Below are 19991 nucleotides of genomic sequence, written 5' to 3' on the forward strand. Positions count from 1 at the left end.
CAATCCTAACGGTCTAGGGGCGGCGCCTGATTCAGCGGGTGCCGTCTCTGTCCCGCCTACAATCAAACACGATCAATAGATCCAGACGAACAGAGGTTTTTAAAATGGCGAAAGCTAAGTTTGAGCGGAACAAGCCGCACTGCAACATCGGCACCATCGGTCACGTCGACCACGGCAAGACCACGCTGACCGCAGCGATCACCAAGGTGCTTGCTGAAGAATTCGGCGGCGCCGCCGTTGACTTCGCAAACATCGACAAGGCTCCCGAAGAGCGTGAGCGCGGCATCACCATCTCGACCGCACACGTCGAGTATGAGACCGACGCACGTCACTACGCGCACGTCGACTGCCCGGGGCACGCCGACTATGTGAAGAACATGATCACCGGTGCCGCCCAGATGGACGGCGCGATCCTCGTGGTGAACGCAGCGGACGGCCCGATGCCCCAGACCCGTGAGCACATCCTGCTCGCTCGTCAGGTCGGTGTTCCCGCTCTCGTCGTGTTCATGAACAAGGTCGACCAGGTCGACGATCCGGAACTGCTCGAGCTCGTTGAGCTGGAGATCCGTGAGCTTCTCTCGAGCTACGACTTCCCGGGCGACGATATTCCGATCGTTGCAGGTTCGGCTCTCGCAGCTCTCGAAGGCCGCGACGACGAAATCGGCAAGAACAAGATCCTCGAGCTGATGAAGGCCGTGGATGACTACATCCCGCAGCCCGCGCGTCCGGTCGACAAGCCGTTCCTGATGCCCGTGGAAGACGTGTTCTCGATCTCGGGTCGTGGTACGGTTGTGACCGGCCGCGTCGAAACCGGCATCGTGAAGGTCGGCGAGGAAGTCGAGATCGTTGGCCTCAAGGATACCCGCAAGACCACAGTCACCGGTGTGGAAATGTTCCGCAAGCTGCTCGACCAGGGCGAAGCTGGCGACAACATCGGCGCACTGGTTCGCGGCGTTGCCCGTGAAGACGTCGAGCGTGGCCAGGTTCTCTGCAAGCCCGGTTCGGTCAACCCGCACACCGAGTTCAGCGCAGAAGTCTACGTCCTGTCGAAGGACGAAGGTGGCCGTCACACGCCGTTCTTCGCGAACTATCGTCCGCAGTTCTACTTCCGCACCACCGACGTGACCGGCGAAGTGATCCTTCCCGAAGGCACCGAGATGGTCATGCCCGGTGACAACGTCACCATCGGCGTGAAGCTGATCGCTCCGATCGCGATGGACGAAGGTCTGCGCTTCGCAATCCGTGAAGGTGGCCGTACCGTCGGTTCGGGGGTTGTCAGCACCATCACGAAGTAATATAGGCCTGCTCGCCGGCAGGGAGTGATTCCCTGCCGGCCAGGTTTCGCCGGTTCGCCGGCAACGAATTTTCGGGGGCCGCCCCTTTTCCTGGCAACAGGCAAGGTGGGGCGGACCTTCTTTTTTTAGAGGTTGCTGAAAAGTGATCTCACGGCTCTTTCGCATCGGTATTGGACATGGAAGCTCAGAATATCCGCATTCGCCTTAAGGCGTTCGACCATCGCGTTCTCGACACCGCAACCGGTGAGATCGCCGAAACCGCCCGTCGCACGGGCGCGCTGATCCGGGGCCCCATTCCGCTGCCGACGCGTATTGAGAAGTTCACCGTGAACCGCGGTCCGCACATCGACAAGAAGTCGCGCGAGCAGTTCGAGGTCCGTACCTATAAGCGTCTGCTCGATATCGTGCAGCCGAATGCCCAGACGGTCGATGCCCTGATGAAGCTCGACCTTGCTGCTGGCGTCAATGTCGAGATCAAGCTGGCCTGATAGGCCGCGGGTCTCGCGGAAGGCCTGAGAGGGCTTTCGCAGACATCGGGATACCGCCGGAGTGTCGTTTTTCGAAGCGACATTATGCTCCGGGCCGCGTCCCCCGTCTTGCTTCCACCTTCTGGGGTGAGAGCATCCAGCCCGGACGGGGCGACGTTTCGAAATATCGGGCTGAGAATAGCCGTGGCGGCATATGTCTCCACGGCTCTTCACGCACCAGGGGGATGGTCCCTCGAGTGCCTCTGTCACCGGGCCTATGGCGAATGGTCGCTATGCCCATGTTTAGGAGTTTTGATCATGCGCACCGGCGTGATCGCCAAGAAAGTCGGGATGACCCGCCTGTTCCAGGAGGACGGTCGGCACGTGCCCGTTACCGTTCTGGCGCTGGAAGATTGTCAGGTCGTTTCGCACCGCACCCTGGACCGCGACGGATACGTCGCCGTGCAGCTCGGTGCTGGTGAGGCGAAGCAGAAGAACGTGGCCAAGCCGCAGCGTGAGCATTTTGCGAAGGCTGAGGTTGCACTCAAGATGAAGGTGGCGGAATTCCGCCTTGAGGACGAAGAGGGTCTCCTTCCCGTCGGCTCGTCGATCTCGGCTGAGCATTTCATCGCGGGCCAAAAGGTGGACATCACCGGCCACACCCAGGGTAAGGGCTTTGCCGGCGCCATGAAGCGTTGGGGCTTCGGCGGTCTGCGTGCCACCCACGGCGTTTCGCTCTCGCACCGTTCGCACGGTTCGACGGGTAACCGCCAGGATCCGGGTCGCGTGTTCAAGAACAAGAAGATGGCCGGCCACATGGGCGACCGTCAGCGCACCCAGCAGAACCTGGAAGTCGTGCGCACCGACGCCGACCGCGGCCTGATTTTCGTCAAGGGCTCGGTCCCGGGTGCGAAGAATGCATGGCTGCTCGTCTCCGACGCCGTGAAGCTGCCGCTTCCCGAGGGTGTTCCGTTCCCCGGTGCAGTTCTCGAGAAGAAGGGCACTGCTCCCGAGCATGATGAAGCGCCGGCCGGTATGGTCGAAGGTGCTGCAGAGCATGAAGTGCAGACGGAAGTTTCGGCCGAGCAGCAGGAAACCCTGCTGAACGAGCAGGAAGCCGGTGCCGACACCGAAAACAACGCTGCCGATGGCGGCGAGAACAAGGAGGGCTGATCCGTGAAGGTGAAGGTCCAGAAACTCGACGGCAAGGCGTCGGGCGACATCGAGCTGAACGACGACGTCTTCGGTCTCGAACCGCGTGAGGATATCCTCCATCGCGTTGTCACCTGGCAGCTTTGGAACCGTCGCGCCACGGCCCGCCCGACGCGTGAGCGTTCGGACGTTGCCCGTACCGGCAAGAAGTGGGGTCGCCAGAAGGGCGGCGGCACGGCTCGTCACGGTGACCGCGCTGCTCCGATTTTCATCGGTGGTGGTAAGGCTCACGGTGCTCGCAAGCGCGATTTCGACATGTCGCTGAACAAGAAGGTCCGCTCGCTGGGTCTGCGTATGGCGCTCTCGAGCAAGGCGAAGAACGACAATCTGTTTGTTCTCGACACGCTTGAGATGGCCGATGCCAAGACCAAGGCGCTGGCCGCCGACTTCGCCAAGCTGGGCTTCGGCAAGAAGGTTCTTGTGATCGACGGTGAGCAGGTCGAGGGCGGTTTCGCCAAGGCAGCCGGCAACCTCGTCGGCGTGGATGTGCTCCCCGCCGTGGGCGCCAATGTCTACGACATTCTCAACCACGACACGCTGGTGCTTACCCGCGCCGCTGTCGAAAAGCTGGAGGCACGTTTCAATGGCTAAGGCTAAGGAAATCGACGTCCGGCATTACGACGTGATCGTTGCGCCGCACATCACCGAGAAGGCCACGCTTCTCTCGGAGAATAACGCGGTCGTCTTCAAGGTCGCCAATGACGCTACCAAGCCGCAGATCAAGGCTGCGGTCGAAGCGTTGTTCGACGTGAAGGTCACGGGCGTGAACACCATCGTCCAGAAGGGCAAGACCAAGCGCTGGAAGGGTGCACCCTACAAGCGCACCGATGTGAAGAAGGCGATCGTAACCCTGGCCGAAGGCCAGTCGATCGATGTCACCGAAGGCGTACGGGGCTAATCATGGCACTCAAGAACTATAAACCGACGAGCCCGGCCCGCCGCGGCCTCGTGCTGGTCGACAAGTCGGGGCTCTACAAGGGCAAGCCCGTCAAGTCGCTCACCGAGGGTAAGCGCAAGACCGGTGGCCGTAACAACAAGGGTCATGTCACCTCGCGTGGCATTGGCGGCGGTCACAAGCAGAAGTACCGCTACATCGACTTCAAGCGCCGGAAGTGGGACATGCCCGCTACCGTCGAGCGCATGGAGTATGACCCCAACCGCACCGCGTTCATCGCGCTGATCAAGTATGAGGATGGCGAACAGGCCTATATCCTCGCACCTCAGCGTCTTGCCGTGGGTGACACTGTCGTGGCAGCCGAGAAGGCCGACACCAAGCCTGGCAATGCCATGCTGCTGTCGACCATGCCGGTCGGTACGATCTGTCACAACCTCGAGATGAAGCCGGGCAAGGGCGGCCAGATCGCTCGTTCGGCAGGTGCCTATGCGCAGATCGTCGGTCGTGACCGCGGTCTTGTGATCGTGCGCCTCAACTCGGGCGAGCAGCGCTACCTGCGTGGCGATTGCATGGGTACGGTTGGCGCGGTCTCGAACCCCGACAACTCGAACCAGACCCTCGCCAAGGCCGGTCGTCGTCGCTGGATGGGCAAGCGCCCGCTGACCCGCGGCGTCGCCAAGAACCCGGTCGACCACCCGCACGGTGGTGGTGAAGGCCGCACCTCGGGTGGCCGTCATCCGGTTACCCCGTGGGGCAAGCCGACCAAGGGTGCCCGCACGCGTAACAACAAGCAGACGGACAAGATGATCATCCGGTCCCGTCACGCGAAGAAGAAGAGGTAAGACCCATGGCACGTTCGCTTCGCAAGGGTCCGTTCGTCGAGCTGTCGCTGCTTAAGAAAGCAGAAGACGCGCAGGAAAAGAATAGCCACGCGCCGATCAAGACCTGGTCGCGCCGCTCGACGGTCCTGCCGCAGTTCGTTGGTCTGACGTTCAACGTCTACAACGGTCAGAAGTTCATCCCCGTGTCCGTCAATGAGGACATGGTCGGCCACAAGCTCGGCGAGTTCGCACCCACGCGCAACTTCCCGGGTCACGCCGCAGACAAGAAGGGCAAGCGCTGATGAGCAAGCAGAAAGCTCCGCGCCGCGTTGCCGATAACGAGGCTCTGGCAGTCGGGACCACGATCCGTGGCTCGGCACAGAAGCTGAACCTCGTTGCTGGTCTTATCCGCGGCAAGAAGGCCGAGGAGGCGATGAACATCCTCGCTTTCTCGAGCAAGGCAATGGCTGTCGACGCACGCAAGGTGCTCGCTAGCGCAATCGCCAACGCCGAGAACAACCACAACCTGGACGTCGATGCCCTGGTCGTTGCTGAGGCATCGGTCGGCAAGTCGATCACCATGAAGCGTTTCCACACGCGGGGCCGTGGCAAGTCCACGCGCATCTTGAAGCCGTTCAGCCGGCTGCGCATTGTGGTTCGTGAAGTCGAGGAGGCCTGATCATGGGTCATAAATCCAATCCGATCGGTCTGCGTCTTCAGATCAACCGCACTTGGGAAAGCCGCTGGTACGCCGAAGGGCGCGACTATGCCGGCCTGCTCAAGGAAGACATCGAGATCCGCAAGTTCATCATCGACTCGCTGCCGCAGGCCGCGATCTCGAAGGTGGTCATCGAGCGTCCGGCCAAGCTGTGCCGCATCTCGATTTACGCGGCTCGCCCCGGTGTCATCATCGGCAAGAAGGGTGCGGACATCGAAAAGCTGCGCTCGAAGCTGGCCAAGATGACCGACAGCGAAGTGAAGCTGAACATCGTTGAGATCCGCAAGCCGGAAATCGACGCCAAGCTCGTCGCTCAGGGCATCGCCGATCAGCTGATCCGCCGCGTGGCTTTCCGCCGCGCGATGAAGCGCGCGATGCAGTCCGCCATGCGTCTGGGTGCCGATGGCATCAAGATCATGTGCGGTGGCCGTCTCGGCGGCGCTGAAATCGCCCGCGTCGAGCAGTATCGTGAAGGCCGCGTGCCGCTTCACACGCTGCGCGCCAACATCGACTATGCCGAAGCCGAGGCGCTGACCGCTTATGGCATCATCGGCATCAAGGTGTGGATCTTCAAGGGAGAGATCCTTGGCCATGACCCCATGGCTCAGGACCGTCTGATGATGGAGGCCCAGACCTCCGGCGTGCGTCCGGCGCGCTGAGATAGGGACTTAAGGTAAGAGCAATGCTGCAACCGAAAAAAACCAAGTTCCGCAAGGCGTTCAAGGGCAAGATCCATGGCAACGCCAAGGGCGGCTCGGATCTGAACTTCGGCTCGTACGGGCTGAAGGCGATGGAGCCGGAGCGGATCACCGCACGCCAGATCGAGGCGGCTCGCCGCGCGATCACGCGTCACATCAAGCGCCAGGGTCGTCTCTGGATCCGCGTCTTCCCGGACGTGCCGGTTTCGAAGAAGCCTGCCGAAGTCCGTCAGGGTAAGGGCAAGGGTTCGGTCGAATACTGGGCAGCCCGCGTGAAGCCCGGCCGCATCCTGTTCGAGCTGGACGGCGTTGCCGGTCCGCTTGCTGCAGAAGCGTTCGAGCGTGCTGCGATGAAGCTGCCGATCAAGACGAAGGTCGTTGCCCGTCTCGGCGACACCTCGCACCTCGGAGGCGAATAATGGCGAACAAGACTGAAGACCTGCGCGCCAAGAGCGACGATCAGCTGACCGCTGATCTCACCGATCTCAAGCGTGAGGCGTTCAACCTGCGCTTCCAGGCTGCGACCAACCAGATCGAGCGTCCCGCTCGCATCAAGGAAGTCCGCCGCGAGATTGCGCGCATCAAGACGCTGCAGGGCGAACGCGCCCGCGCAGCGAACTAAGGAGCAACCACATGCCCAAGCGTATCCTGATCGGGACGGTTGTTTCCGACAAGACCGACAAGACCGTGGTCGTGAAGGTCGAGCGCAAGGTGAGGCACCCGCTTTACGGGAAGATCATCCGCCGCTCGAAGAAGTATCACGCTCACGATGAAGAGAATGCCTACCGCCCCGGCGAGTGGGTTCGCATCGAAGAGACGAAGCCGATCTCGAAGCTGAAGACGTGGAAGGTCATCGACCGCGTCGGTGGACAGGCGGACGTTGCAATCGAAGCAGATCTCGACGTCGAGGCCGCAGGCAACTAAGGGCGCCTGCAGTAGAGTTTTGGAACTGCCGGACATGTTCCGGCAAGCCGAGTAGAAGGAACCGGATCCATGATCCAGATGCAGTCAAACCTTGACGTTGCTGACAACAGCGGCGCCAAGCGCGTCCAGTGCATCAAGGTGCTGGGCGGATCGAAGCGCCGCACCGCGAGCGTTGGCGACGTGATCGTCGTTTCCGTCAAGGAGGCGCAGCCCCGTGCCAAGGTGAAGAAGGGCGACGTGCACCGTGCCGTCATCGTCCGCACCAAGAAGGACGTTCGTCGTCCCGATGGCAGCGTCATTCGTTTCGATTCGAACGCCGCCGTTCTCGTTAACAAGAGCGAGGAGCCGATCGGCACCCGTATCTTCGGCCCCGTCGTCCGCGAACTGCGCGGCAAGGGTTTCATGAAGATCATCTCGCTTGCGCCGGAGGTGCTGTAATGGCTGCCGCGAAGATCAAGAAGGGCGATAGCGTCGTCGTGCTTTCGGGCAAGGACAAGGGCAAGACCGGTACGGTCGCCCAGGTCATGCCCAAGGACGGCAAGGTCGTGGTGGAAGGCGTCAACGTCATCACCCGTCACCGCAAGCCGACCCAGATGAACCCGCAGGGCGGCATCGACCGCGCTCCTGCACCGATGGCGATCAGCAAGGTCGCCGTTGCCGATCCCAAGGACGGCAAGCCCACCCGTGTCCGCTTCGAAACGAAGGACGGCAAGAAGGTGCGCGTTGCCGTCAAGTCCGGGGAGACGATTGATGGCTGATTATACTCCGCGTCTTCGCACGAAGTACGACGAGGAAATCGTCAAGGCGATGACCGAGAAGTTCGGTTACGCCAACCGTTACGAAGTTCCGAAGCTCGAGAAGATCACGCTTAACATGGGCGTGGGTGAAGCGAGCCAGGACAAGAAAAAGGTCCAGACCGCTGCGGCGGAAATGGAGCTGATCGCTGGCCAGAAGCCAGTGATCACCAAGGCGAAGAAGTCGATCGCGCAGTTTAAGCTGCGTGAAGGCATGCCGATCGGCTGCAAGGTTACCCTGCGCCGCGAACGCATGTTCGAATTCCTCGACCGTCTCGTCACGATCGCGATGCCCCGCATCCGAGACTTCCGCGGCCTCAACCCGAAGTCGTTCGACGGCCGTGGCAACTATGCCATGGGCCTGAAGGAGCAGATCATCTTTCCTGAGATCAGCTACGACCAGATCGACAAGGTGCGCGGCATGGACATCATCGTGACGACCACCGCAAAGACCGATGACGAGGCGCGCGAACTGCTGCGTCTGTTCGGTTTCCCGTTCCCGGCTGAAGAGTCGGCAGAGAAGGAAGCGGCGTGAGCCGCTGAGAAAGAGAGCTTAAGTCCATGGCGAAACTGAGTTCCGTGAACAAGAACGAGCGTCGCAAGAAGCTGGTTAAGCAGTACGCTAACCGCATTGCGAAGCTGAAGGCGATTGCTGACGACGAGTCGCTTGATGATGGCGAGCGTTGGCTTGCGCGTCTCAAGCTGGCCGAGGTTCCCCGTAATGCGAACCCGACCCGCGTGCGCAACCGTTGCACCACCACCGGCCGCCCGCGCGGCTATTACCGCAAGTTCGGCCTCAACCGTATCGAACTGCGTGACCTCGGCAACAAGGGCCTGATCCCGGGCCTGACCAAGTCGAGCTGGTGAGGAATTAACCTATGGCGATGACCGATCCCCTGGGTGACATGCTCACCCGTATCCGCAACGGCCAGCAGGCGAAGAAGGATTCCGTCCTTTCGCCCGCGTCGAAGCTGCGTGCGAATGTTCTCGAAGTGCTCCAGCGCGAAGGCTACATCCGTGGCTACAGCGAAGACGCTTCGGGCAAGCACCCCGCGCTGCGGATTGAACTGAAGTATTACGAGGGCGAACCCGCGATCAAGCTGATCGCCCGCGTCTCCAAGCCCGGTCGCCGGGTCTATTCGGGCTCAAAGGAGCTTCCGAATGTCCGTGGCGGTCTTGGCATCACCATCGTCTCGACGCCCAAGGGCGTGCTCTCGGATGCCGAGGCACGTGCCGAGAACGTCGGCGGCGAAGTGCTGGCGGAGGTGTTCTGATGAGCCGCATCGGTAAAAAGCCGGTTGCGATCCCCAGCGGCGTCGAGGCGAAGATCGCCGACGGCACGCTTTCGGTGAAGGGCCCGAAGGGCACTCTCACCATGGGGCTGACCGACCTGGTCACCTATGAAGTCAAGGACGGCGCGATCGCCGTCCAGCCTGTCAATGACACCAAGAAGGCCCGTTCCTTCTGGGGCATGCAGCGTACGCTGGTCTCGAACCTTATCGAGGGCGTGACCGAGGGTTACACCAAGACGCTCGAGATCAAGGGTGTTGGCTATCGTGCGTCGGTGCAGGGCAAGAAGCTCAAGCTTCAGCTCGGCTTCAGCCACGATGTCGACCTCGACATTCCCGAAGGTCTTGAGGTGAAGACGCCTGATCAGACTACCGTGCTGGTGTCGGGCATCGACAAGCAGGCCGTTGGTCAGTTCGCTGCAGAAGTTCGCCAGTGGCGCAAGCCTGAGCCTTACAAGGGCAAGGGTATCAAGTACCAGGGCGAGTATATCTTCCGCAAGGAAGGGAAGAAGAAGTAAGATGGCTAAGCTTTCTCTTTTTGAACGCCGCCGTCGCCGCGTGCGCACTGCGCTCCGCGCTCGTTCGGGTGGCAAGCCCCGCCTGTCGGTGCACCGCACCGGCAAGCACATCTATGCGCAGATCATCGACGATGCAGAGGGCCGCACCGTGGCTGCTGCCTCGACCCTCGGCCAAAAGGCTTCGGGCGCGAATGTCGATGCCGCTTCGCAGGTTGGCAAGGACATCGCCGCTGCTGCCAAGAAGGCGGGCGTGACCACCGTCGTGTTCGATCGTGGCGGCTTCCTGTTCCATGGCCGCGTCAAGGCGCTGGCTGATGCCGCGCGTGAAGGCGGGCTGGAGTTCTGATGATGGCAGACGAAAACAACACCGAAAACACCCCCGTGGTGGATAACGCGGGTTCGACCCCGACCCCGACCGTGGCGAGCACTGAGGCTGCCGACAACCAGTCGACCGCAGCGGGTGATCCGTCGCAGCCGGCAGAGCGCGAGGGCCGTGGCGGCCGTCGTGAGCGCGGCGAACGTGGTGGCCGTGGCCGTGGCCGTGGCGGTCGTGACGACCGTCGTGGTGGCCGTGGTGGCAACCGCGAGGATGATGGTGAGGAGCTGATCGAAAAGCTCGTCCACATCAACCGTGTATCGAAGACCGTTAAGGGCGGTAAGCGCTTCGGTTTCGCAGCACTCGTCGTTGTTGGTGACGGCAAGGGCCGCGTTGGCTTCGGCCATGGCAAGGCTCGCGAAGTTCCCGAGGCGATCAACAAGGCCACTGCTTCTGCCAAGAAGAAGATGGTTCGCGTACCGCTCAAGGATGGCCGCACGCTGCACCACGACGGCAAGGGCCGTTTCGGCGCTGGCAAGGTCAATGTTCGTACGGCGCCTCCGGGTACCGGCATCATCGCCGGTGGTCCGATGCGCGCTGTCTTCGAAGCACTTGGCGTTGCTGACGTCGTGACCAAGTCGGTCGGCACTTCGAACCCCTACAACATGATCCGCGCCACTTTCGACTCGCTGACCAACCAGACTTCGCCGAAGTCGGTTGCGCAGCGTCGTGGCAAGAAGGTTGCTGACCTTCTGGGCCGCGGTGGCGCGAGCGAGGCCGAGGCGGAAGCCGAAGCCGCCGCCCTGGTGGAGTAAGCGATCATGGCAAAGGCAAAGACCATCAAGATCAAGCAGATCGGTTCGCCGATCCGTCGCCCGGAAAGCCAGAAGAAGATCCTGGTTGGCCTGGGTCTTGGCAAGATGCATCGCATCGTGGAAGTGCAGGACACTCCCGAAGTGCGTGGCGCCATCGCCAAGCTGCCGCACATGGTGGCCGTGGTCGACTGATCGCTTCGGCGACTGAGACTGCGCCTCATGGCAGGCGATACTTGACATGAGGCGGCCCGGGCGCGTACCGGGCCGCCTTCATTTGCGGATTGGGTGACCGATCCATTTGTTCAGCGCGAAGAAAAGCGAAAGCGAGTGCAATTATGAAACTGACTGACATCCGCGACAATGAAGGTGCCCGGCACCGTCGCATGCGCATCGGCCGTGGTATCGGTTCGGGCAAGGGCAAGACCGGTGGACGTGGCCAGAAGGGCGCGAAGAGCCGTTCGGGCGTCTCGATTGGTGGGTTCGAAGGCGGTCAGATGCCGCTTCACATGCGTCTGCCGAAGCGCGGTTTCAACAACCCGTTCGGCAAGGATTACGCTGAAGTGAACCTGGGCATGATCCAGAAGTTCATCGACGCGGGCAAGCTGGATGCTGGCAACACCATCGATCACGACGCGCTCAAGGCTGCTGGTCTTGCGCGTGGCGGCAAGGATGGAGTGCGCCTCCTGGCCAAGGGTGAACTGACCACCAAGGCAAGCTTCAAGGTTGCTGGCGCCTCCAAGGGTGCTGTTGCGCAGGTCGAAAAGGCCGGCGGTTCGGTGGAAACCACCGTTGCGCCCAAGGCAGCGGCTGAATAATCCGCAAGACTTTTACGGGCGGGGGTGTTCGCATTCCCGCCCGTTTCCTATATGCGCGGGCGAGAGGGGCCCTTTGGCCTTGAAGCGAGAGCGTGGTGTCTATAGCCCGTTCTGCATTCCCGATGGGGACAGCCCGTCACCGGCATAGGCATTTGATTATCCATGGCATCACGCGCCGATAACGTAGCGAGCTCGCTGAGCCTCGCCAATTTCTCGAAAGCAAGCGAGCTCAAGCAGCGCATCTGGTTCACGCTGGGCGCTCTTATCGTGTTCCGCTTTTTGAGCTTTGTACCACTGCCGGGCGTGAACCCGCTGATCCTTCAGGATCTTTATGCACAGACCCGCGGGGGTGTGCTCGATCTCTTCAATACCTTCTCGGGCGGGAGCCTTGAGCGCATGAGTCTCATCGCGCTCGGTGTCATGCCTTACATCACCGCCTCGATCGTCGTGCAGCTTGGTGCAGCGCTTCATCCTGCACTTGCGGCTCTTAAGAAAGAGGGTGAGAGCGGGCGCAAGAAGCTGAACCAATATACACGCTATGGCACTGTCGGTCTTACGGCAGTGCAGGGCTACTTCCTTGCCGTTGGCCTTGAAACTTATGCGGCCTCCAGCGGTCTTCAGGCTGTCGTGGATCCTGGCGTCATGTTCCGCATCGGCGCCGTCATCAGCCTCGTCGGTGGTACGATGTTCCTGCTGTGGCTGGGTGAGCAGATCACGTCGCGCGGTATCGGCAATGGTGTTTCGCTGATTATTATGGCGGGCATTATCGCCCAGTTCCCGACCGTGGGTGCGCAGCTCATGGAAGGTGGGCGCTCCGGCTCGATTCCGGCTTATCTGATTGTCATGCTCTTCGTGACCATCATCGGCTTGATTCTTTTCATCTCCTTTATGGAGCGTGCACAGCGGCGCCTTTTGATCCAATATCCGAAGCGTGCGCAGCAGCGTGGCGGGATGCAGGCTGACCGGTCGCACCTCCCGCTCAAGCTAAACACTGCTGGGGTCATTCCTCCGATCTTTGCGAGCTCGTTGCTGCTGTTGCCGCTGACGATTACGCAATTCGCTGGCAATTCGGTTACGCCTGACAGCACGATGGGCGGCGTTCTGGTGGCTTTGAACCAGTACCTTCAGCACGGCGCGCCGCTTTACATGCTGCTTTATGCCGTGGGCATCATCTTCTTCTGCTTCTTCTACACGGCCGTTGTGTTCAACCCCGAGGAAACGGCGGAAAACCTGAAGCGTGGCGGCGGTTTCATCCCCGGGATCCGTCCCGGCCGCAACACGGCTAATTATCTGGATTATGTGCTGACGCGTATTACGGTGATTGGCGCGATTTATCTCACATTGGTCTGCGTCCTGCCAGAATATGTCATCGCACAGACGGGACTCCCGTTTTTCCTGGGCGGAACGAGTCTTCTCATCGTTGTCAACGTAACCGTTGATACTATCGCGCAGATCCAGAGCCATCTGCTAGCGCATCAGTACGGCGATCTTATCAAGAAAGCCAAGTTCAAGGGTCGCATGCGCTAATCAGAACGTGCATGAGGGGCGGCCTATCAAGGCGGGAGGAAGCGCACAGTGAATATCATCCTTCTCGGGCCTCCGGGCGCTGGTAAGGGGACACAGTCCCAGCGGCTCGTGACAAAGCATGGCATGCGCCAGCTTTCGACCGGGGACATGCTGCGGGCTGCGGTAAAGGCCCAGACCCCGGTTGGCTTGCAGGCCAAGGCGGTAATGGATGCCGGACAGCTGGTGTCCGACGAAATTGTCTCGGCGCTCATTTCAGCCGAATTGGAAGCGATGGACGATTCCACCGGGGCAATTTTCGATGGTTATCCGCGTACCGCCGAACAGGCGCACTCGCTCGATGACATTCTGAAATCCCACGGCCGCAGCCTCGATCACGTGATCGAGTTGGAAGTTGACGAAGACGCGCTCGTCGAGCGCATCACCGGACGCTATACCTGCGCCAATTGTGGCAAGGGTTATCATGACAAGTTCGAACAACCTCGTGAGCTTGGCACGTGCGACAAATGCGGTTCGACCGAGTTTAAACGCCGACCGGACGACAATGAGGAGACCGTGCGCACGCGCATGGCGGAATATCGCGCAAAGACTGCACCTATTCTGCCGGTATATGAGGCGCGCGGAATTGTATCTCGCGTCAACGGCATGTCCGATATCGACGAGGTCACGGCGGCGATCGAGAAGATTCTGTTTTAACTAGCCAGATATTGGTGGGGAAGGGCGCTTGCGTTTCCCCTTAGTTGCATCCTAACCCTTTCCCTCTCGCTTTGGGGGAAAGGGTTTTTTAATGTCCTACTTCGATGGCCTACGCGGCCATGCACTACTCGCGGTCGTTGCATTTGCTGCGATTACGCGCCCCCAGCCATCTCACGCCGAGGTCGCGCTCCTGACTGACGATATGTTTGTCGTGAGGCACACGGGTATCGTCGGCGCTGACGTGCGGGTGAGTTGGGACGCCCTGCTTTCGCCTGCAGATTGGTGGAGCGGTGCACATTCCTTTTCCGGAGATGCCGCGAATTTCGTGCTCGATCCACGGGCTGGTGGTTGCTTCTGCGAAGTTTTACCTGTCGATGGCGAACGAGCCGAGCCTGGTAGCGTCAAGCACCTCGAAGTTGTGTTTGTGGATCCGGGCAAGGCAATGCGGCTCGTAGGGGCGCTTGGGCCCCTTCAGTCAGAGCCGGTGCGCGGCGTATTGACCGTCACGCTGAAACCGGTGGAAAATGGAACGCGCATCCTTTTCGAATATGCCGTGGGTGGCCCTTCACGTTTCGACCAGAACACTATCGCGCCAGCAGTGGATAGGGTGATTGCGGATCAAATGAGCCGCCTTGTAGATCGGCTTGGTGAAGCTGGGGCCGACATCGATGCCCGCGCGATCCCGAGTTTTGAACCTGAGCCTTCGGTGCCCGCGTCGGCGGACACGGGCGGATCTGCGGTGGCGCCTTCGGGCGAGCAGTCGGAGACGAGGGCTTTTGGGGCCGAGACACGCGCCATCCCGGCTATCATCGAGGAAAGGGAGACTCCAATAGATGGGGCGGGCGATGATACCCAGGCCGACGCCGCGACGCCAGATGATGAAGCTGGGGGGATTGGCTCCGATTTCCTTTCGCGCTGAATTTGATCTGCAGATGGTGAACGCTTTTTTGACGATTCGAGCGCTCTGATCTATCATTTTAATTCATGACGCATCGCATCAGTTTCGCACGGTCTTTGACAACCCGTGCGCGTCATTTCCTATCGGGCGTTGACAGCAGCTGCGAATCTACGTATGCGCGCCCCTCGCTCGTCCTTGTTAGTGAGTGGTCCGGCCGGATCGTGCAAAGCGCGTTCCTTTCCGGGCTTTTGCCGTTTGAGGCAGCCATTCAACCACGGGCGGGTTGAACGCGATGAGATAGGGGCCGTCACCGCGGTATTGCGGGTTTGGCGTAACCCCTGTGGAGCAGGAGATTTTTGTGGCTCGTATTGCCGGGGTCAACATCCCCACCAACAAGCGCGTTATCATCGCGCTTACCTATATTCACGGTATCGGTCCGAAGTCGGCCGTGGACATCGCCGACAAGCTTGGCATCGATCACACCCGCCGCGTGCAGGACCTGACCGACGCAGAAGTGCTTCAGATCCGTGAAACGATCGACGCCGACTATCTGGTCGAGGGTGACCTCCGCCGTGAAACCGCGATGAATATCAAGCGTCTGATGGACCTGGCCTGCTATCGCGGCCTGCGTCACCGTAAGGGCCTTCCGGTCCGCGGTCAGCGCACCCACACGAATGCCCGCACCCGCAAGGGCAAGGCCAAGCCGATCGCCGGCAAGAAGAAGTAATCAGCGCCTTTTCGGCAGCGGATTATTTCACAGTAAGCAGGATACGAGACAATGGCACGCGAACCTCAGCGCATTAAGCGGCGCGAGCGCAAAAACATCTCCAGCGGCGTCGCGCACGTGAACGCCAGCTTCAACAACACGATGATCACCATCACCGACGCGCAGGGCAATGCTATCAGCTGGTCCTCGGCAGGCATGATGGGCTTCAAGGGCAGCCGCAAGTCGACTCCCTATGCGGCTCAGGTTGCAGCCGACGATGCGGGCAAGAAGGCCGCCGAACACGGCGTGCGTACCCTGGAAGTGGAAGTGAAGGGTCCGGGTTCGGGTCGCGAAAGCGCATTGCGCGCTCTGCAGGCGGTGGGTTTCACCATCACCTCGATCCGCGACGTGACCCCGATCCCGCATAACGGCGTTCGTCCTTCGAAGCGTCGTCGCGTCTGATCCCGGTCGGCGGGGCGTTGGATCCACGCCCCGCCCGTCCGACCTGCCCTAGGCCCGAAACTGCGCCCTCACGCAGCCTGAAGGCCGCCCAAGAACAAATTCCAGGGGAAGCCCATGTCCGTCAATATGAAGAACTGGCAGGAACTGAAGAAACCCAATAATCTCGAAATCAAGGGTCAGGGCGATGCCAAGCGTCGCGCTACCTTTGTCGCAGAGCCCCTGGAGCGCGGCTTCGGCCTGACGCTCGGTAATGCGCTGCGTCGTGTGCTGCTGTCCTCGCTGCAGGGCGCCGCCATCACCTCGATCAAGATCGATAACGTCCTTCACGAGTTCTCGTCGCTGGCTGGCGTGCGTGAAGATATCACCGATATCGTCCTCAACGTTAAGCAGGTCGCGCTGAAGATGGAAGGCGAGGGCGTGAAGCGCCTCAACCTGTCCGTTACCGGTCCAGCCGAAGTGACCGCGGGCGACATTCAGGTGACTGGCGACATCGAAGTCCTGAACAAGGATCTCGTGATCTGCCACCTCGACGATGGTGCGACGCTCAACATGGAGCTGACCGCTGACACCGGCAAGGGTTACACCCCGGCCGTTGCCAACCGTCCGGCTGATGCGCCGATCGGCCTGATCCCGGTCGATTCGCTGTATTCGCCGGTTCGCCAGGTGAGCTACAAGGTTGAGAACGCCCGCGTCGGTCAGGAACTGGACTATGACAAGCTGTCGCTGACCGTCGAGACCGACGGTACGGTGACACCTGAGGACGCAGTGGCTTACGCTGCGCGCATCCTGCAGGACCAGTTGGCTCTGTTCGTCCACTTCGAGGAAGGCATTCCGCAGGGCGCTCCGCAGACCGCGGGCGTTGCAGCGGCTCCCGAGGAATCGGATGCCAACCAGCTCAACCGCTACCTTCTCAAGAAGGTCGACGAACTGGAGCTTTCGGTCCGTTCGGCCAACTGCCTCAAGAACGACAACATCATCTATATCGGTGATCTGGTCCAGAAGACTGAGGCCGAGATGCTGCGCACGCCGAATTTCGGACGCAAGTCGCTCAATGAGATCAAGGAAGTTCTCTCCTCGATGGGTCTGCGCCTTGGCATGGACATCCCGGGCTGGCCGCCCGAGAACATCGAGGAAATGGCCAAGAAGCTCGAACAGGAGCTGCTGGGCTAATACCAGAATTCCCGCCGTGGCGACGGCTGCGGCGGGAAACCGGGTTTCGGGCTGAACCCTTTAATCAGCCAGCTTTGGGCTACCTGAAACGGGCCCTCATCGAACGAAGGAACGAGATATGCGTCACAAGATTTCGGGGCGGAAGCTCCAGCGTAAGACCGGTCACCGTAATGCGCTTTTGCGCAATATGGCTGCGGCGCTGATCAAGCATGAGCAGATCAAGACCACCACGCCCAAGGCTCGCGAATTGCGCCCCTATGTCGAAAAGCTGATCACGCTGGCAAAGCGTGGCGGACTGTCGAACCGTCGTCTGGCGCATAGCCGGCTGCTCGACGATGCGCAGCTGGCCAAGCTCTTCGACGTTCTGGCCGCGCGTTATAGCGACCGTGAAGGCGGTTACACTCGTATCATCAAGGCCGGCATCCGCGCTTCGGACTCCGCGCCGGTCGCGATCATCGAACTGGTCGACCGCGATGTCGAGGCCAAGGGCCAGGACAGCGGTCCTGTGATGAACGAAGACGAGTACGAAGACGCCTGATCAAGGTTTCTTCTTGATAATTCGAAAAGGGGCGTCGGCATTTCGTGCCGGCGCCCTTTTTCGTTGTGGTCGCTTGTACTTCCGTTTTGATGAAGCTTGCATGGCAAGATCTGGCTGCTAGCAAGCTGGAATGATTGAAAAATATATCGGCGCTCTGGTGTTCGCATTCGTTTCTGCCGGAATTCCCTTGGTTGCAAATGGACAGGAGTTGGAGATGATGAAGCAAGGCCAATATCGCCAGCCGCTACCGCCATATCCTGCAACGCGGCGTGAAGACCGGGTCGAAAAGATGCACGGTGTCGAAGTTTCCGACCCATATCGCTGGCTCGAAGAAGACGTCCGCAACAGTGCTGAGGTCGCGGCCTGGGTTGCGAAAGAGCAGGCATATACCGAGGCCTTTTTGGGCACTTTGCCAGAGCGTGCTACATTTGAGCGCAGCCTTACGAGCTTGCTGAATTACGAGATATATGGATCGCCGGTCGAACGCGGGGGCAAAATCTTTTACACCTATAATCCCGGCCTTGCGGACCAGGATGTTCTGATGATGACCTCGGCTGGTGCTGCCAGCTTCGATGGCTCAGGCACTGTTCTGCTCGATCCGAATGGATTATCGGAGGATGGGACAACTGCTCTTGCATCCTGGGAAGTCTCACCCTCGGGGCGCTATCTGGCATATATGACCGCGCAAGCCGGCAGCGACTGGACTACCTTGCGGATTTTGGACATCGGCAGTGGCGAATTGCTTGAAGACAGGCTCGAATGGCTAAAGGGCGGTGCCATCAGCTGGGTCGATGACGACAGCTTTTTCTATTCCCGCTTTCCCGAACCTGCCGAGGGGCAGGATTTTCAGGTGGCTGCACTGAATATGAAAATCTATCGCCATCAGCTTGGCGATAAGCAAAGTTCCGATGTAGTTTTCTATGAAACTGCTGAACAACCTGATTTGATGCATGGTTCGACCATTAGTGCGAACAAACGCTGGCTCATCGTGACAAGCAGTAAGGCTGGCGCGTTGGGCAATCAATTGAGAGTCTTCGACCTTCATTCGCCTGCAAGTCCTGCTTTAACCGTGGCGAGCGGCAATGACACAATCTGGGTTCCTGCGGGCACGATTGCTGACCGGCTCTATGTAAAGACCGACAGTGATGCGCCTCGGTATCGGTTGATGGCAATTGATCTGAATGCGGATCAACCGCATTTGCGTGAAGTGATCCCGCAATCCGATGATGCGATTGAGAATGTCGCGGTGGTCGATGGGCATATCGCGATCGACTTTCTCGATGACGTTAAGTCCCGCATGCAGCTTTACGATGCCGAAGGACGCCCTACCGCAGAGGTGGACTTGCCCGGTATCGGGGCCATTGGCGCTTTCCATGTCGAGCCCCAAGGCAGTCGCGCCTGGTTCAGCTTTTCTTCGTTCAATCGGCCATCGGAATTATTCGCCTTTGACCCGAAGACCGGAGAAAGTCATTCTGTCGTTGACCGGAAACTCGCATTCGACCCCGCTGATATCAGGATCGAGCAGGTGTTCTATCCGTCTGCGGATGGAACGCAGATTCCGATGTTCATCGTAAAGCGAGCGGATTCGACAGGACCTGCACCGACCCTCCTTTACGCTTATGGCGGCTTTAACATCACCATGTCGCCTGCTTACAGCAGCACGCGTATGGCCTGGGTTCAGGCAGGTGGAACCTATGCCTTGGCCAATATTCGTGGCGGGGGTGAATATGGTAGCGCATGGCATCAGGCCGCTGTCGGGCCAAAGCGTGAAAATGCGTTTGAGGATTTCATAGCTGCGGGTGAATGGCTCAAGGCGAATGGGGTGACAGGCAGCGGGCAACTGGCGATCCAAGGCGGATCAAATGGCGGTCTATTGATGGGGGTTGTCACCAACCGTCGACCCGATTTGTTCGATGCCGTCAATCCGCAAGTCGGGGTCATGGATATGTTGCGTTTTGACCGGTGGGGTTACGGGAAATACTGGACTTCAGATTATGGCGATCCAGCAGACGAACAGGATTTCGCTGTGCTTCGCGGGTATTCCCCCTATCACAATATACCCTCGCATGGCGTCTATCCGCCGATACTCGTGACGACGGCAGACACTGACGATCGCGTGATCCCCGGGCATAGCTTCAAATATACGGCCGCCTTGCAGGCCGCAGATCTTGGGTCTGCACCGCATCTGATCAGGATCGAGGCGAAGGCAGGGCATGGCGCGGGCATGCCGGTTTCGAAAGTGATCGCCGCCTATGCCGACATTATGGGGTTCCTTGCGCACTTCACTGGCTTGGACGCGCATGGAGCAGAACAGCAAGGTTCATGAAACTGCGAAGTTAAATGAATATTGGCTGTCCGCTGAGTTCAGCATCATCTCATGGCCGATCTTTTAAAAGGGCCTCAATCGGGACATTCCGCCC

General features: G+C 60.0%; 30 protein-coding genes. All 30 read left to right on the forward strand.

The window, feature by feature from the left end:
* The first annotated feature begins 104 nt into the window (after nt 1-104).
* Entirely contained in the window at nt 105-1295 is a 1191-nt protein-coding gene (tuf, locus tag A9D13_RS14375; protein ID WP_066775155.1) for an elongation factor Tu, read from the forward strand.
* 176 nt (nt 1296-1471) lie between these two features.
* The gene (rpsJ, locus tag A9D13_RS14380) at nt 1472-1783 is read left to right on the forward strand and encodes a 30S ribosomal protein S10 (protein ID WP_066775157.1); all 312 of its coding nucleotides are present in this window, start codon (nt 1472-1474) and stop codon (nt 1781-1783) included.
* A 297-nt stretch (nt 1784-2080) separates the two neighbouring features.
* Nucleotides 2081-2935 (forward strand): 50S ribosomal protein L3, encoded by an 855-nt coding sequence (gene rplC, locus A9D13_RS14385; protein WP_066775832.1) that lies wholly within the window; start codon nt 2081-2083, stop codon nt 2933-2935.
* Nucleotides 2936-2938: 3 nt separating this feature from the next.
* Nucleotides 2939-3565, forward strand: a complete 627-nt coding sequence (gene rplD / locus A9D13_RS14390) for a 50S ribosomal protein L4 (RefSeq protein ID WP_066775161.1) — start codon at nt 2939-2941, stop codon at nt 3563-3565.
* The gene (locus A9D13_RS14395; protein ID WP_066775164.1) at nt 3558-3872 is read left to right on the forward strand and encodes a 50S ribosomal protein L23; all 315 of its coding nucleotides are present in this window, start codon (nt 3558-3560) and stop codon (nt 3870-3872) included. The genes rplD and A9D13_RS14395 overlap by 8 nt, the downstream gene beginning before the upstream one ends.
* Before the next feature lie 2 nt (nt 3873-3874).
* A complete protein-coding gene (gene rplB, locus A9D13_RS14400) occupies nt 3875-4711 on the forward strand; it encodes a 50S ribosomal protein L2 (protein WP_066775167.1) in 837 nt (278 codons plus the stop codon).
* Between the two features lie 5 nt (nt 4712-4716).
* Nucleotides 4717-4992: a 30S ribosomal protein S19 gene (gene rpsS, locus A9D13_RS14405; RefSeq protein WP_066775169.1), complete on the forward strand. Its 276-nt coding sequence runs from the start codon at nt 4717-4719 to the stop codon at nt 4990-4992.
* Complete coding sequence (gene rplV, locus A9D13_RS14410; protein WP_066775171.1) at nt 4992-5369, forward strand: 50S ribosomal protein L22; 378 nt, start codon at nt 4992-4994, stop codon at nt 5367-5369. Before rpsS ends, rplV begins: the two co-directional genes overlap by 1 nt.
* A gap of 2 nt (nt 5370-5371) precedes the next feature.
* Nucleotides 5372-6067 carry a 30S ribosomal protein S3 gene (gene rpsC / locus A9D13_RS14415; protein WP_066775174.1) on the forward strand — a complete coding sequence of 232 codons (696 nt, stop codon included), beginning with the start codon at nt 5372-5374 and terminating at the stop codon, nt 6065-6067.
* Between the two features lie 23 nt (nt 6068-6090).
* Nucleotides 6091-6525: a 50S ribosomal protein L16 gene (gene rplP / locus A9D13_RS14420; RefSeq protein WP_066775176.1), complete on the forward strand. Its 435-nt coding sequence runs from the start codon at nt 6091-6093 to the stop codon at nt 6523-6525.
* Nucleotides 6525-6728: a 50S ribosomal protein L29 gene (gene rpmC / locus A9D13_RS14425; protein ID WP_066775178.1), complete on the forward strand. Its 204-nt coding sequence runs from the start codon at nt 6525-6527 to the stop codon at nt 6726-6728. The genes rplP and rpmC overlap by 1 nt, the downstream gene beginning before the upstream one ends.
* 11 nt (nt 6729-6739) lie before the next feature.
* Nucleotides 6740-7030 (forward strand): 30S ribosomal protein S17, encoded by a 291-nt coding sequence (gene rpsQ, locus A9D13_RS14430; protein ID WP_066775180.1) that lies wholly within the window; start codon nt 6740-6742, stop codon nt 7028-7030.
* Nucleotides 7031-7099: 69 nt separating this feature from the next.
* Nucleotides 7100-7468 carry a 50S ribosomal protein L14 gene (gene rplN / locus A9D13_RS14435; protein ID WP_066775183.1) on the forward strand — a complete coding sequence of 123 codons (369 nt, stop codon included), beginning with the start codon at nt 7100-7102 and terminating at the stop codon, nt 7466-7468.
* Nucleotides 7468-7788 carry a 50S ribosomal protein L24 gene (gene rplX, locus A9D13_RS14440; RefSeq protein ID WP_066775186.1) on the forward strand — a complete coding sequence of 107 codons (321 nt, stop codon included), beginning with the start codon at nt 7468-7470 and terminating at the stop codon, nt 7786-7788. Before rplN ends, rplX begins: the two co-directional genes overlap by 1 nt.
* The gene (rplE, locus tag A9D13_RS14445) at nt 7781-8359 is read left to right on the forward strand and encodes a 50S ribosomal protein L5 (protein ID WP_066775188.1); all 579 of its coding nucleotides are present in this window, start codon (nt 7781-7783) and stop codon (nt 8357-8359) included. Before rplX ends, rplE begins: the two co-directional genes overlap by 8 nt.
* 26 nt (nt 8360-8385) lie before the next feature.
* Complete coding sequence (gene rpsN, locus A9D13_RS14450; RefSeq protein ID WP_066775190.1) at nt 8386-8691, forward strand: 30S ribosomal protein S14; 306 nt, start codon at nt 8386-8388, stop codon at nt 8689-8691.
* Between the two features lie 11 nt (nt 8692-8702).
* Nucleotides 8703-9098: a 30S ribosomal protein S8 gene (gene rpsH / locus A9D13_RS14455; protein ID WP_066775192.1), complete on the forward strand. Its 396-nt coding sequence runs from the start codon at nt 8703-8705 to the stop codon at nt 9096-9098.
* Nucleotides 9098-9631, forward strand: coding sequence for a 50S ribosomal protein L6 (gene rplF, locus A9D13_RS14460; RefSeq protein WP_066775195.1), 534 nt, complete (start codon nt 9098-9100; stop codon nt 9629-9631). Before rpsH ends, rplF begins: the two co-directional genes overlap by 1 nt.
* Nucleotide 9632: 1 nt before the next feature.
* A complete protein-coding gene (gene rplR, locus A9D13_RS14465; protein WP_066775198.1) occupies nt 9633-9977 on the forward strand; it encodes a 50S ribosomal protein L18 in 345 nt (114 codons plus the stop codon).
* A gap of 2 nt (nt 9978-9979) precedes the next feature.
* Nucleotides 9980-10762 carry a 30S ribosomal protein S5 gene (gene rpsE, locus A9D13_RS14470; RefSeq protein ID WP_373288745.1) on the forward strand — a complete coding sequence of 261 codons (783 nt, stop codon included), beginning with the start codon at nt 9980-9982 and terminating at the stop codon, nt 10760-10762.
* A 6-nt stretch (nt 10763-10768) separates the two neighbouring features.
* Entirely contained in the window at nt 10769-10954 is a 186-nt protein-coding gene (gene rpmD, locus A9D13_RS14475; protein ID WP_066775209.1) for a 50S ribosomal protein L30, read from the forward strand.
* 143 nt (nt 10955-11097) lie between these two features.
* Nucleotides 11098-11577 carry a 50S ribosomal protein L15 gene (rplO, locus tag A9D13_RS14480; RefSeq protein WP_066775212.1) on the forward strand — a complete coding sequence of 160 codons (480 nt, stop codon included), beginning with the start codon at nt 11098-11100 and terminating at the stop codon, nt 11575-11577.
* A gap of 162 nt (nt 11578-11739) precedes the next feature.
* Nucleotides 11740-13104, forward strand: a complete 1365-nt coding sequence (gene secY / locus A9D13_RS14485) for a preprotein translocase subunit SecY (RefSeq protein WP_066775215.1) — start codon at nt 11740-11742, stop codon at nt 13102-13104.
* Between the two features lie 48 nt (nt 13105-13152).
* On the forward strand, nt 13153-13797 hold the full coding sequence (locus tag A9D13_RS14490) for an adenylate kinase (protein ID WP_066775218.1): 645 nt from the start codon (nt 13153-13155) through the stop codon (nt 13795-13797).
* A gap of 91 nt (nt 13798-13888) precedes the next feature.
* Nucleotides 13889-14716, forward strand: coding sequence for an SRPBCC family protein (locus A9D13_RS14495; protein WP_066775221.1), 828 nt, complete (start codon nt 13889-13891; stop codon nt 14714-14716).
* A 337-nt stretch (nt 14717-15053) separates the two neighbouring features.
* A complete protein-coding gene (gene rpsM, locus A9D13_RS14500; RefSeq protein ID WP_066775834.1) occupies nt 15054-15422 on the forward strand; it encodes a 30S ribosomal protein S13 in 369 nt (122 codons plus the stop codon).
* Between the two features lie 51 nt (nt 15423-15473).
* On the forward strand, nt 15474-15863 hold the full coding sequence (gene rpsK, locus A9D13_RS14505) for a 30S ribosomal protein S11 (RefSeq protein ID WP_057884041.1): 390 nt from the start codon (nt 15474-15476) through the stop codon (nt 15861-15863).
* 114 nt (nt 15864-15977) lie between these two features.
* Entirely contained in the window at nt 15978-17033 is a 1056-nt protein-coding gene (locus A9D13_RS14510; protein ID WP_066775224.1) for a DNA-directed RNA polymerase subunit alpha, read from the forward strand.
* 118 nt (nt 17034-17151) lie between these two features.
* Entirely contained in the window at nt 17152-17571 is a 420-nt protein-coding gene (gene rplQ, locus A9D13_RS14515) for a 50S ribosomal protein L17 (RefSeq protein ID WP_066775227.1), read from the forward strand.
* 130 nt (nt 17572-17701) lie between these two features.
* On the forward strand, nt 17702-19897 hold the full coding sequence (locus tag A9D13_RS14520) for a prolyl oligopeptidase family serine peptidase (RefSeq protein WP_082922442.1): 2196 nt from the start codon (nt 17702-17704) through the stop codon (nt 19895-19897).
* The last annotated feature ends 94 nt before the right edge of the window (nt 19898-19991 follow it).

The sequence above is a fragment of the Croceicoccus mobilis genome (assembly GCF_001661965.1).
Lineage (GTDB): Bacteria > Pseudomonadota > Alphaproteobacteria > Sphingomonadales > Sphingomonadaceae > Croceicoccus > Croceicoccus mobilis.